Consider the following 10,936-nt stretch of genomic DNA (forward strand, 5'->3'; position numbering starts at 1 on the left):
CCATGACCTATTCGAACCCACACCTTTTGCATTCAGCCGCCCGTTTAAGCGTTGCACCGATGATGGACTGGACAGACCGCCATTGCCGGTATCTGCACCGTCTGCTGTCCAAGCGTGCGTTGCTATATACGGAAATGGTCACTTCGCCTGCGTTGGTCCGTGGTGATGCGCGGCATTTGTTGCGTTTTGACCCAAGCGAACAGCCCGTTGCCTTGCAGTTGGGCGGCTCTGATCCGGTTGAATTGGCTAAGGCTGCTGTGATGGGCGCGGAAGAGGGTTACCCAGAGATCAATCTGAATTGCGGTTGCCCGTCTGATCGTGTGCAATCGGGGGCGTTTGGGGCTGTTCTGATGACCCAACCCGCACTGGTCGCCGACTGTTGCCGCGCCATGATTGCGGCCCAACCCGCAGAAGTGACAGTGAAATGCCGGATTGGTGTGGATGACCAAGACCCCGCAGAAGTGCTGCCCGAGTTCTTGGCGCAGATCGTTGCTGCGGGGGTCGAACGCGTCACGATCCATGCCCGCAAAGCGTGGTTGCAAGGACTCTCACCAAAAGAAAACAGGGACATTCCACCACTGGATCATGATCTGGTGTTTGAGATGAAGCAGCTGTTTCCGCATCTGCACATCTCAATCAACGGCGGTATCGCAAGCTTGGAACACGCAAAGACCCTTTTGGACGGCGGATTGGATGGCGTGATGATTGGCCGTGCGGCTTATCACAACCCGACAGACATCTTGCGCGCGGCGGATGCCGAGATCTGGGGTGAGGCCTTGGGCCCAGACCCTGTGGATGTAGTGCTGCAAATGCGCGACTACATCGAAGCCCATGTCGCGGATCAATCCAAAGGTGGGGGCAAGCTGGCCCATGTCACGCGCCATATGTTAGGCCTGTTTGCCGGACAGCCCGGATCGCGCCAATGGCGACGCCACCTGTCAGAACATGCCTACCGTGCCGGAGCAGGGTGGAGCGTTGTCGAAGATGCATTGGCCGCTATGGAGCAAGCCGCAGCCTAATGGTTGTCGCGCCGCTGTTTTCAGGGCAAAGCTAACGCACACCTAAACCGGAGCCTACTATGCCTGAAATGTCTGTCCTTCTACCGCTCATCGGGTTGCTTATGGTGATCGGGGCTTTTGCTGGCGTTTTGGCTGGCTTGCTCGGTGTCGGGGGCGGTATCGTTCTTGTGCCCGCGTTCTTTTATGCCTTCAGCGCGCTGGGCTATGACAGCCCGCAGCTGATGCAAGTTTGCTTGGCGACCTCTTTGGCGACGATTATCGTGACATCTCTTAGATCATTGAACTCGCACAATAAAAAAGGTGCGGTTGAATGGGGTATCTTGCGGGGGTGGGGTGTTGGAATTGTCATTGGTGCGATCATCGGTGTGATGGTTGCCACCCAGCTGCGCTCTGTCGTGTTGCAAGCCTTGTTTGGAGGGCTTGGGATTTGCATTGGTATCTACATGGCCTTTGGAAAATCGGAATGGCGTCTGGGCGATGAGATGCCGCGCGGCCTTTTTCGCACCATCGGATCGCCCGTTATCGGTTTCTTATCGGTGTTGATGGGCATCGGGGGGGGATCGTTTGGGGTTCCTACGATGACGCTGTTTGGAGTGCCCATTCACCGCGCTGTCGCCACCGCAAGCGGGTATGGTGTGATTATTGCGCTGCCTGCCGTTATCGGGTTCTTGTTTGCAGATATTGATGTCGCACCGCCTCTAACGGTCGGGGCCGTTAACTTCGGCGCTTTCGCTGTCGTTGTCTGCATGACTTTGATCACGGCCCCATGGGGGGCTGCACTGGCCCACAAGATGGACCCGAAACCGCTTAAGCGGGTGTTCGGGGTGTTCCTGATTCTGGTTGCGCTCAACATGCTGCGCAAAGTGCTGATCGGTTAACGTTTCAGGCGTGCCGCACGACCACCACGGCGTTTGGTGATCAGTTTCGTGCGATTTGGCAGTTCTTCCATCACCGCTCGTCGCGCATCCGTAGACAGCTGAGACCAAGCGCCGATTTCTTCAATGCTGCGCAGGCATCCCGTGCACAACCGCGACGTGGGCTCCACAACGCAAATCTTGATGCAGGGGCTTTCGATTTCGTCGCGCTGCCAGATGTGGTCGGTGTTGGGATCTTCGCTCATGATGCGTTTTTGAGGTTGCGAAGGCGGTCCAGCAGCCCCTGAAGGATCACACCCGCCGCGACATGGTCGATCACTTCGGCGCGGCGTTTACGGGATGTATCCGCCTCAAGAAGGGCGCGTTCAGCCATAACCGTGGACAGTCGTTCATCCCAATAGGTGATCGGCAAGTCTATCAGCTTCGTCAGGTTACGGGCAAAAGCGCGTGTGGATTGCGCGCGCGGCCCCTCGGAACCATCCATATTGCGGGGCAAGCCAAGCACGATACCCGCAATTTGACGGTGTTCGATGATCTTCTGCAAGGCCGCCGCATCCGCTTGAAATTTGGTGCGCTTGATCGTCTCCAATGGCGTTGCGATCATGTGCCCCGCATCAGACACGGCAACGCCAATTGTCTTTGTGCCAAGGTCCAAGCCCGTAAGGGGCGCATAGCTGGGCAGGGCGGCGGCGAATTCGATGGGGTCTTCAAAGATCATTCGATCAAGCCTGCCTCAGCGGCGGCGGCGCGCACGATGGCTACCGCCTGCACATCCCCGCCAAACGCGAGTTCGGCTTCTGCCAAGATCGTGCGAGCGGTCTCTTCTTCACCCAACACCATGAGAGACGAAATCAACCGTGCCCAATCTTGAGGCGGGCCGCCTTCGCTTGCAAGGCGATCAGCCAACTGGCTGACCATGCCTTGGATCATCGCTTGGCGATCTTCGGGGGCCATATCTTCGGCGGCTTCAAGGTCCTCAGCCGATGGTCCGCGCTGATCGGGTAGCGCATAATCAATGGCCAATTGCGCGGCGACATCTTCGATCTGGCTCGCGGCAAGGCGCCAATGAAAGATGGATTGATCCCCGTTTTCAACCACACGGCGCCACAAATCAAAGGCACGATCGGGGCGGTCGTTCTGGGCATACATCAGGCCTGCGTAATAAAGTGCAGGTAGGTTGGTCGGGTCACGGCGCAGAACCGTCAGCGCAATCGTCTCCGCCTCCGGAGAGACATAGCCCCGCGTGCCGATGACAAGGAAATCCAACAGGCGGACGTAGTCTTCGTTTGTGGCGGTGTCGCCCAGCATTGAAATGGTGCGTTCTTGTGCGCGGGCGGCACGTTGCATGTTGCCGACGCTGGCTTCGACCTGTGCGAGGTAAGCCCAGCCTTGAATGTCGTCGGGGCGCTCAAAGGTGGCACCGCGCAGCGCTTGCAGGATTTCCGCGGTTTCGGGCTCGGCTTGTGTGATGGCGTCCAGTTGCGGGTTCGCGGCTTCGGCCTCAAGCTGAAGAGGGCGTTCTGCGCGGCGTTCTTCTGATGCAGCGAGGCGCACAGCGCGGGGCACGTCACCATAGCCAAAAGCCCCAAGCGAGAGGTACAGACCAGCAGCCGCAGCAATCAACCCGATGCTCAGCACAGCCGCAACCGTGCGGCTGGCGGTGCGTGGTGCATCTTGTGCCACGCTGCGCGCGCCAGCATCTGCAGCCAAAAGGCGGCGGGAAATTTCGGTACGGGTGCGGGCTGCTTCGCCCTCGTCAAGGACACCGCGTTCTAGGTCACGATCCACTTCGCGCAATTGGTCGCGGTAGATATCGATATCCGTATCAACCTTGCCCTCCGCGTCCCGAAGACGCGCGCGCCACATAGGTCCAAACATTGCCAAAACAGCCAGCGCCAGAAGTGCTGCACAGATTAGCCCGAAAATGATCCATTCACCTGTCATGGCACTGATGTAATGATTAATTCGCCGCCGCAAAAGCACCAACTGCATCTTTAGATGCGACGTTTGCGCCGCGTGTCGGAAAAACGCGTTTAAATGCCGCGCTGAGTATCCTATTTTTCGACAAAAGGCCCAAAACCAAAGTCAGCACCTAAGGGATCGGGGATCAGCCATGCGCCGTTTTTCAGCTTTTGCCATCGCACGAGAGGCCGCACGCTATCACAGCGGCTGGGAACGCCATTGGCGCAACCCGACACCAAAGAAGAAATACGATGTAATTATCGTTGGCGCAGGCGGTCACGGGCTGGCGACAGCGTGGCACCTAGGTAAACACTACGGCATCACCAATGTGGCGATCATCGAAAAGGGGTGGCTTGGCGGCGGCAACACGGGGCGCAACACGACCATCATCCGCTCCAACTACCTGCAAGACCCATCCGCCGCGATCTACGAAAAGTCACGGTCCTTGTATGAAACTATGTCGCAGGATTTGAACTACAACGTCATGTTCAGCCCGCGTGGCGTTATCATGCTCGCCCAAACCCACCACGAGGTGCGCGGCTATCAACGCACGGCCCACGCCAATGCGTTGCAGGGGGTGACCACCGAATGGATCACACCGGCGAGGGTCAAAGAGCTCTGCCCGATCATGAACATCGAAGGGCCGCGTTATCCTGTCTTGGGTGGTTTGTGGCAAGCACGCGGCGGCACCGCGCGTCACGATGCTGTGGCGTGGGGCTACGCGCGTGCGTGTAGCGACATGGGCATGGACATCATCCAGCAATGCGAGGTCACGGGCGTTCGATCCGAGGGTGGCAAGGTTGTTGGTGTCGATACCACCAAGGGCGCGATTGATTGCGATAAGCTCGGTATGGTCGTTGCGGGCCATGCGTCCCATCTGGCTGAAATGGCTGGGTTCCGGTTGCCGATGGAAAGCGTCGCGTTGCAAGCGCTGGTGTCAGAACCGATCAAGCCTTGCATGGATATCGTTGTTATGGCGAACACGGTGCATGGCTATCTGTCCCAGTCCGACAAAGGCGAGATGGTCATTGGCGGAGGCACGGACGGGTTCAACAACTACACCCAGCGCGGGTCGTTCCACCATGTTGAGGAAACCGTGCGGGCCCTGAACGAAACCTTCCCGATCCTGAGCCGCCTAAAGATGCTGCGCCAGTGGGGCGGTATTGTGGATGTCACTGGGGATCGCTCTCCGATCCTGTCCAAAACCCCTGTCGAGGGCGTGTTTGTGAACTGCGGCTGGGGCACTGGCGGGTTCAAGGCCATTCCGGGGTCTGGCTTTGCGATGGCAGAACTGATGGCGAAAGGCGCGTCACCACTTACGGATGAGTTTTCAATGTACCGGTTCAGGGAAGGGAAATTCATCGATGAGAGCGTTGCCGCGGGGGTGGCGCATTGATGCTATCTGTCGTTTCCCATCATGCCCGACATCGCGCTTCTGGCGATATCGGCCTTATCAACGCCAGTGTTTGGCGCGTTCGGCCGGTGTTCACGTTGGGCATTGGCCCGTGTGATGCGACGACTTTGGACGGCCAAAAAAACGACCCAAGCTGCAAGAAACAGCAGGGCCAGTGGGATTATGATCTGATTTGCTGTCATACACCTAAGGTAGTGGCAGACTTTGGCCCATGCAAGGCAGGGCTTCAGGCCACCTCCCGCCCAAACGCTCCGGCGTTTTCCGCTCATATTCCAACGCACGTAAATCCCGCCATTCTGTCCTCATCCAAACAGGAGGACTTCACATGGCTGACTACGATTTTTCCAAACCGGCGCCTGACCGCACGCACCGTGTCCCGATCAAAGAAGGGTCCGGCATGGGCGGGCTTGGCTTTATGCTGGTCGGGGCTGTTATCGTGCTTAGCGTGCTTTACGCCGTCTTTGGTGGCTCTGCAGCACCTGTGCCTAACGACAACGCACCAGCAGCGGTCGCAACGCCAAGCGAATAGCACTCAACCAACACCACTCATGAACCGAGGGCGCGCCCATGTGGCTGCGCCCTTCGTCTTGCGTACCCTCAACATCAATCGTGGGGGCGCAACGGCCTTCACGTCGGAGGTTTCCCCATGCTGATCCTAGAATGCCCGTATTGCGGCGTCCAAGCCGATGAAACTGAACTGCACGCAGGCGGTGAAGCGCATCTGAAACGCTTTGGCCCAGACAGTTCGGAAGAAGATTTCGAGGGCTATCTGTTTGTGCGCGAAAACCCCAAGGGGGTGCATCTGGAGCGCTGGCGTCATTCGGCAGGCTGCGGCAAGTGGTTCCATGCGGCGCGCTGCACCATGACGCTTGAGGTGTTCGGCACCTATCCCGCACAAACCCTTGCACCACCAAAATACATCGTTGAACGGATCAAGGATAAACGACCGGGCTGGTCTTGGAGGAATTTCTCATGAGCACACGTTTGGCCAGAGAAGGGCGGCTGATTGACCGCTCCAAAAAGATTTCCTTCCAGTTCAACGGTAAGCAGATGCACGGGTTCGAGGGAGACACCTTGGCGTCCGCGCTTTTGGCGAACGATCAGGTGATGGTGGGACGCTCGTTCAAATATCACCGTCCGCGTGGAATTGTCGCCAGTGGTGCAGAGGAACCCAATGCCTTGGTCAATCTGGGCAGCGACGGTCGGTTTGAACCAAACCAACGCGTCACAACCCAAGAGCTGTTTGACGGGCTGACGGCTACGTCCCAGAACCACTGGCCGTCCTTGGAATTCGATGTGGGTGCTGTGAACGCAAAGTTGGGGCGGTTCATGCCAGCTGGCTTTTACTACAAGATGTTCATTCATCCACGCCCGCTGTGGAAACACGTCTATGAACCGATCATTCGCCGTGCAGCGGGTCTCGGCAAAGCCCCCAAAGAGCGTGACGTGGATACTTACGAACATTTCTACGCCCATGTGGATGTGATGGTTGTTGGTGGCGGTGTGGCTGGATTGTCAGCGGCGCTGGCGGCGGGCCGTGCTGGAGCGCGCGTCTTGTTGGTTGAACAGACGTCCCATTGGGGTGGTCGTGCGCCTGTAGATGGTGCTGAGATTGATGGTCTTGATGCGGATGAGTGGGTGAAGAATGCCCTGCAAGCCCTTGAAGACATGAATAATGTTACCTGTGTTTCACGTTGCATGGGGGCGGGGGTTTACGATCATGGCTATGCTTTGGCTTATGAACGTTTGACAGACCACACGGCCGATAAATCCGGTCCAAGGCATCGTCTTTGGCGCGTGCGTGCCAAACAGATCGTTACAGCAACGGGCGCAATTGAGCGCCCACTGAGCATGGCCGGAAATGACGTGCCCGGTGTGATGCTGGCCAGCGCGCTGCGTGACTACGTGGTGAATTACGGTGCATCCGTCGGGGATCGCACTGTTGTCGTCACGAACAACGACGACGCCTACCGCACTGCGATTGCTTGTGTTCGGGCTGGATTGACTGTTCCTGCGATCGTCGATGCGCGTGACGCGGCGGGGCCTTTGGCCGATAAGGCGCAAAGCCTTGGTATCCGTGTGCTGTTCGGTAAGGGCATCGCATTTGTGAAGGGCGGTAAACGGGTTGAGGGCGTAAGCATTTGTTCGCAAGCTGGTGAAGGCACTGTGCTTGAGGAAATCGCCTGCGAAGCTGTCGCAATGTCGGGCGGTTGGTCACCTGTCGTGCACCTGTGGTCCCACTGTGGCGGAAAACTGATCTGGGACGAGGCGCAAAGCCATTTCCGCCCTGATCCTGACCGCCCACCATTGGGGGCGGACGGTAAAGGGTTTGTCAGCACGGCTGGCATCGCCCATGGCGAAATGACGACCCGTGATTGTGTGGCCAATGGCCATCTGGCGGGTGTCCAAGCGGCTGCCGCAACAGGCCACAAACGTCGCGCGGGCGCCGCACCCGTCGGGGACGCCGCTGATGAGGCACCAATGGCGCCGGTCTGGATGATGCCACAAGGCGCAAGCTATAAGCTGCGCAGCAAGATGTGGCTGGACTATCAAAACGATGTGAAAGTCAGCGACGTTCAATTGGCCGCCCAAGAAGGTTATGAAAGCGTCGAGCACACCAAGCGTTATACCACATTGGGGATGGCGACCGATCAAGGTAAGCTAAGTAACATCAATGGCTTGGCGGTTCTTTCTGATGCGTTGGGTCAACCTATTCCTGCGACCGGAACAACAACATTCCGCCCGCCGTATACACCGATTTCTTTAGGATCCATTGGCGGCGAAGCCAGTGGCGATTTGTTCCAACCTCTGCGCAAGACGCCGGTCCATGAATGGTCGGATGCCAATGGTGCCTATTGGGAACCAGTCGGCCAGTGGCGTCGTGTTTACACATACCAAAACGCCGACGAAAGCATCGAGGACGCCGTGAACCGTGAGGTCAAAAACACTCGCGAGAACCTTGGGCTGCTAGATGCTTCTACCTTGGGTAAGTTGGTGGTTAGTGGGCCGGACGCGGGCAAGTTCCTCGATATGATGTATACAAACATGATGTCGACGCTGCCTGTCGGTAAATGCCGCTACGGGTTGATGTGCACCGAACAAGGGTTCTTGAGCGATGACGGCGTAGTTGCACGGATCAGCGATGACAGATGGTTGTGCCACACCACAACGGGCGGTGCAGACAGCGTCCACGCGCACATGGAAGAATGGTTGCAGACCGAATGGTGGGATTGGGACGTCTACGTGGCCAATGTCACCGAACAATACGCACAGATCGCGGTTGTTGGCCCCAATGCCCGCAAAGTGCTGGAAAAACTGGGCGGCATGGATGTCAGTGCGGATGCTTTGCCATTCATGCAGTGGGCTGATGGTAGGATCGGTGGGTTTGAGTGCCGCGCTTATCGCATCTCGTTCTCGGGTGAGCTGTCGTATGAAATTGCTGTTAAGGCCAGCGAGGGGCAGGCGTTCTGGGATGCGCTGTTTGAGGCGGGCCAAGAGTTTGGCGTGATGCCATATGGGACCGAAGCGCTCCATGTGTTGCGGGCCGAGAAGGGGTTCATCATGATTGGTGACGAGACCGACGGCACCGTGATCCCGCAAGATCTTGGGCTGAGTTGGGCCATTTCTAAGAAGAAAGAGGACTTCTTGGGCAAACGCGGGCAGCTGCGCAGCCATATGGTTGATCCGAACCGCTGGAAACTGGTCGGGCTTGAAAGCACAGACGGGTCGGTGATCCCTGATGGAGCCTATGCGGTCGCTGATGGGACAAACGCCAATGGGCAGCGCAATGTTCAAGGGCGCATCACATCCACGTATTACAGCGCAAATCTGGAACGAGGGATCGCCATGGGCCTCGTGCACAACGGCCCGGATCGAATGGGTGAAGTGATTACCTTCCCCAAAACGGATGGCACACAAGTTCAGGCCAAGATTGTGAATGCGGTTTTCTATGACCCAGCAGGGGAGAAACAGAATGTCTGATCTGGCAACAGTGAGCCGCGCACCGGCGCGCGGCATGATCACACTGCGCGGTGATTTTACCTCGGCAAAACTTAAACGGGCCGTAAAGGCTGCAACAGGCCATGCCGTCCCCAAGTCGGGTCGGATTGCGGGCGATGGGCACAAGGGCGTCGCGTGGATGTCCCCGGACGAGTTGTTGTTGATGGTACCTTACGCGGATGTCGCCTCAACGGTGGACAAAATCGCCTCTGACATGGGCGGTACGCACTACCTGACAGTCGATGTGTCAGATGCCCGTGCCGTGTTCAGCATCACAGGCCCAGACGCAAACGAAGTCTTGGCGCGCCTGTGTCCCGTCGATCTGCACAAAGACAGCTTTGCAATCGGGGATTTTCGACGCACACGGTTGGCACAGGTGGCGGCCGCGTTCTGGCGACATGACACAGGATTTGATGTGGTCTGTTTCCGCTCGGTTGCCGATTACGCAGAGGGCGTTTTGCAACGCTCAGCACTGGCCAGCAAGACGGGCGCACTGTAGACAGGACAGAGACAATACGAGGGGCTGCACAAGGATTACTGGCGAAATTGGCCACAATCGTGCGTTTTTCGATGCCCTATGCCGAGTGCGACGAATAAAGGTTGGAACGAGATGCGAAAGTTCTACGAGCAGTACCACTATTACAACCGCCCGATCTCCAAGGTGGGACCACGCTACATCCCTGAATATGTTACGGATTTTGTGAAGTGGAATGAACAGAACCTCGCCGAGACCACGAACGTCAAAGACGGCCGTGACTACATGACGGCACAAAGCATTCTGAAGACAAAGCAGTTTCGCCAGATCGCACGTCGCGGGATCGGCGGCTATTGTAACAGCATCGGTGAGTGGCCTGATTTCTATCAGCCGAAATCCTTTGCCGCGATGAATGTTCTGCACGCGATCACCATGCCAATGCCCAAGGTCCAGCCGGCAGATAAGCTCCACGTGGGTGAGTTCATTCCATCTTCGCTGTCCGATCAGGTCAGCACCGCGCAGGTCGTGCAGTCGTGGGACAGCGGTAACGATGTGAATTTCGATGGCATCACGCCGGGTGTTTACTATTTCAAGGCGAACCACGGCAGTGCGTATAACATCAAAGTCACCATTCCTTGCTCTGATGAGGAAATGACCCATATCCGCAGTGAGGCGGATCGTTGGCTTAACACCTCATACGGTGAAAACTCGTGCCAGTGGTGGTATCGCTTTATCGATCGCAAAGTTTTCCTTGAGAAAAGCCTGACCTCTAATCCAGACGATGGCCCGCTTCAGGATTTCCGCTTTCACATCATTAACGGCCGCTCGGCTTTGTTACAGTTGGACGTGGGCCTTGGCACCGAAGACCGTCATAACCCCGTTTATGACGAAAAGCTGAACTACATGCCCCATGAATTCCTGCGGGAAAACCTGAACGAAGTGCCGCTGCCCGAGATGACCGAGGCCGCACAAGCCGCAGCGATCAAACTCGGGTCACCGTTCCAGTATTGCCGCGTTGATCTTTATGTTCAGAACAAATCAATCATTTTGGGCGAGCTGACGTTCTTGCCAAATGCAGGCCGTCGCGCCGTGCAATCGGCTGAGTTGGACGAATATCTCTGTTCATTCTGGGATGGAAAGATGCCAGAAGTCACGCGGATCACCTAGATCCACGCGCCTTGCAGCGAATAAG

The 10,936-nt window shown here is 57.2% G+C and carries 12 protein-coding genes; 8 read left to right on the forward strand and 4 right to left on the reverse strand.

Annotated elements, in window-relative coordinates:
- Nucleotides 1-2 precede the first annotated feature (2 nt).
- Both dusA and KO486_RS07645 read left to right on the forward strand, forming a co-directional pair.
- Nucleotides 3-1,019 carry a tRNA dihydrouridine(20/20a) synthase DusA gene (gene dusA, locus KO486_RS07640; RefSeq protein WP_216036654.1) on the forward strand — a complete coding sequence of 339 codons (1,017 nt, stop codon included), beginning with the start codon at nucleotides 3-5 and terminating at the stop codon, nucleotides 1,017-1,019.
- A 59-nt stretch (nucleotides 1,020-1,078) separates the two neighbouring features.
- A complete protein-coding gene (locus tag KO486_RS07645; protein ID WP_216036655.1) occupies nucleotides 1,079-1,897 on the forward strand; it encodes a sulfite exporter TauE/SafE family protein in 819 nt (272 codons plus the stop codon).
- Here KO486_RS07645 and KO486_RS07650 read toward each other — a convergent pair.
- From KO486_RS07650 to ccmI, 3 genes are read right to left on the reverse strand one after another with little or no spacing between them, the layout of a single operon-like run.
- Nucleotides 1,894-2,139 (reverse strand): DUF1289 domain-containing protein, encoded by a 246-nt coding sequence (locus KO486_RS07650; RefSeq protein WP_216036656.1) that lies wholly within the window; start codon nucleotides 2,137-2,139, stop codon nucleotides 1,894-1,896. The genes KO486_RS07645 and KO486_RS07650 overlap by 4 nt on opposite strands.
- Nucleotides 2,136-2,612, reverse strand: coding sequence for a Holliday junction resolvase RuvX (gene ruvX, locus KO486_RS07655; RefSeq protein WP_216036657.1), 477 nt, complete (start codon nucleotides 2,610-2,612; stop codon nucleotides 2,136-2,138). Before ruvX ends, KO486_RS07650 begins: the two co-directional genes overlap by 4 nt.
- Nucleotides 2,609-3,886 (reverse strand): c-type cytochrome biogenesis protein CcmI, encoded by a 1,278-nt coding sequence (gene ccmI / locus KO486_RS07660; protein WP_252734616.1) that lies wholly within the window; start codon nucleotides 3,884-3,886, stop codon nucleotides 2,609-2,611. The genes ruvX and ccmI overlap by 4 nt, the downstream gene beginning before the upstream one ends.
- A gap of 121 nt (nucleotides 3,887-4,007) precedes the next feature.
- Here ccmI and KO486_RS07665 point away from each other — a divergent pair, with 121 nt between their 5' ends.
- Complete coding sequence (locus KO486_RS07665) at nucleotides 4,008-5,252, forward strand: sarcosine oxidase subunit beta family protein (protein ID WP_216036658.1); 1,245 nt, start codon at nucleotides 4,008-4,010, stop codon at nucleotides 5,250-5,252.
- 2 nt (nucleotides 5,253-5,254) lie between these two features.
- On the opposite strand, the gene KO486_RS07670 is transcribed toward KO486_RS07665, so the two are convergent.
- Nucleotides 5,255-5,452 (reverse strand): hypothetical protein, encoded by a 198-nt coding sequence (locus KO486_RS07670; RefSeq protein ID WP_216036659.1) that lies wholly within the window; start codon nucleotides 5,450-5,452, stop codon nucleotides 5,255-5,257.
- A 143-nt stretch (nucleotides 5,453-5,595) separates the two neighbouring features.
- On the opposite strand from KO486_RS07670, the gene KO486_RS07675 reads away from it, so the two are divergent.
- The 5 genes from KO486_RS07675 to KO486_RS07695 all read left to right on the forward strand — a co-directional run bounded on the left by KO486_RS07675 (nucleotide 5,596) and on the right by KO486_RS07695 (nucleotide 10,911).
- Nucleotides 5,596-5,799: a hypothetical protein gene (locus KO486_RS07675; protein WP_216036660.1), complete on the forward strand. Its 204-nt coding sequence runs from the start codon at nucleotides 5,596-5,598 to the stop codon at nucleotides 5,797-5,799.
- A gap of 117 nt (nucleotides 5,800-5,916) precedes the next feature.
- Nucleotides 5,917-6,246: a sarcosine oxidase subunit delta gene (locus KO486_RS07680; RefSeq protein ID WP_216036661.1), complete on the forward strand. Its 330-nt coding sequence runs from the start codon at nucleotides 5,917-5,919 to the stop codon at nucleotides 6,244-6,246.
- Nucleotides 6,243-9,251: a sarcosine oxidase subunit alpha family protein gene (locus tag KO486_RS07685; protein ID WP_216036662.1), complete on the forward strand. Its 3,009-nt coding sequence runs from the start codon at nucleotides 6,243-6,245 to the stop codon at nucleotides 9,249-9,251. The genes KO486_RS07680 and KO486_RS07685 overlap by 4 nt, the downstream gene beginning before the upstream one ends.
- Nucleotides 9,244-9,768, forward strand: a complete 525-nt coding sequence (locus KO486_RS07690; protein ID WP_216036663.1) for a sarcosine oxidase subunit gamma family protein — start codon at nucleotides 9,244-9,246, stop codon at nucleotides 9,766-9,768. The genes KO486_RS07685 and KO486_RS07690 overlap by 8 nt, the downstream gene beginning before the upstream one ends.
- A gap of 111 nt (nucleotides 9,769-9,879) precedes the next feature.
- Nucleotides 9,880-10,911: an ATP-grasp fold amidoligase family protein gene (locus KO486_RS07695; protein WP_216036664.1), complete on the forward strand. Its 1,032-nt coding sequence runs from the start codon at nucleotides 9,880-9,882 to the stop codon at nucleotides 10,909-10,911.
- Nucleotides 10,912-10,936: the final 25 nt, after the last annotated feature.

Origin of the sequence: Octadecabacter sp. B2R22 (assembly GCF_018861045.1) — a bacterium.
Taxonomy (GTDB): domain Bacteria; phylum Pseudomonadota; class Alphaproteobacteria; order Rhodobacterales; family Rhodobacteraceae; genus Octadecabacter.

Excerpts from the sequence above, each read along its gene's own strand:
- dusA (WP_216036654.1), top strand. The coding sequence starts at position 3 with ATGACCTATTCGAACCCACACCTTTTGCATTCAGCCGCCCGTTTAAGC.
- KO486_RS07645 (WP_216036655.1), top strand. The coding sequence starts at position 1,079 with ATGCCTGAAATGTCTGTCCTTCTACCGCTCATCGGGTTGCTTATGGTG.
- KO486_RS07650 (WP_216036656.1), bottom strand. The coding sequence starts at position 2,139 with ATGAGCGAAGATCCCAACACCGACCACATCTGGCAGCGCGACGAAATC.
- ruvX (WP_216036657.1), bottom strand. The coding sequence starts at position 2,612 with ATGATCTTTGAAGACCCCATCGAATTCGCCGCCGCCCTGCCCAGCTAT.
- ccmI (WP_252734616.1), bottom strand. The coding sequence starts at position 3,886 with ATGCAGTTGGTGCTTTTGCGGCGGCGAATTAATCATTACATCAGTGCC.
- KO486_RS07665 (WP_216036658.1), top strand. The coding sequence starts at position 4,008 with ATGCGCCGTTTTTCAGCTTTTGCCATCGCACGAGAGGCCGCACGCTAT.
- KO486_RS07670 (WP_216036659.1), bottom strand. The coding sequence starts at position 5,452 with ATGACAGCAAATCAGATCATAATCCCACTGGCCCTGCTGTTTCTTGCA.
- KO486_RS07675 (WP_216036660.1), top strand. The coding sequence starts at position 5,596 with ATGGCTGACTACGATTTTTCCAAACCGGCGCCTGACCGCACGCACCGT.
- KO486_RS07680 (WP_216036661.1), top strand. The coding sequence starts at position 5,917 with ATGCTGATCCTAGAATGCCCGTATTGCGGCGTCCAAGCCGATGAAACT.
- KO486_RS07685 (WP_216036662.1), top strand. The coding sequence starts at position 6,243 with ATGAGCACACGTTTGGCCAGAGAAGGGCGGCTGATTGACCGCTCCAAA.
- KO486_RS07690 (WP_216036663.1), top strand. The coding sequence starts at position 9,244 with ATGTCTGATCTGGCAACAGTGAGCCGCGCACCGGCGCGCGGCATGATC.
- KO486_RS07695 (WP_216036664.1), top strand. The coding sequence starts at position 9,880 with ATGCGAAAGTTCTACGAGCAGTACCACTATTACAACCGCCCGATCTCC.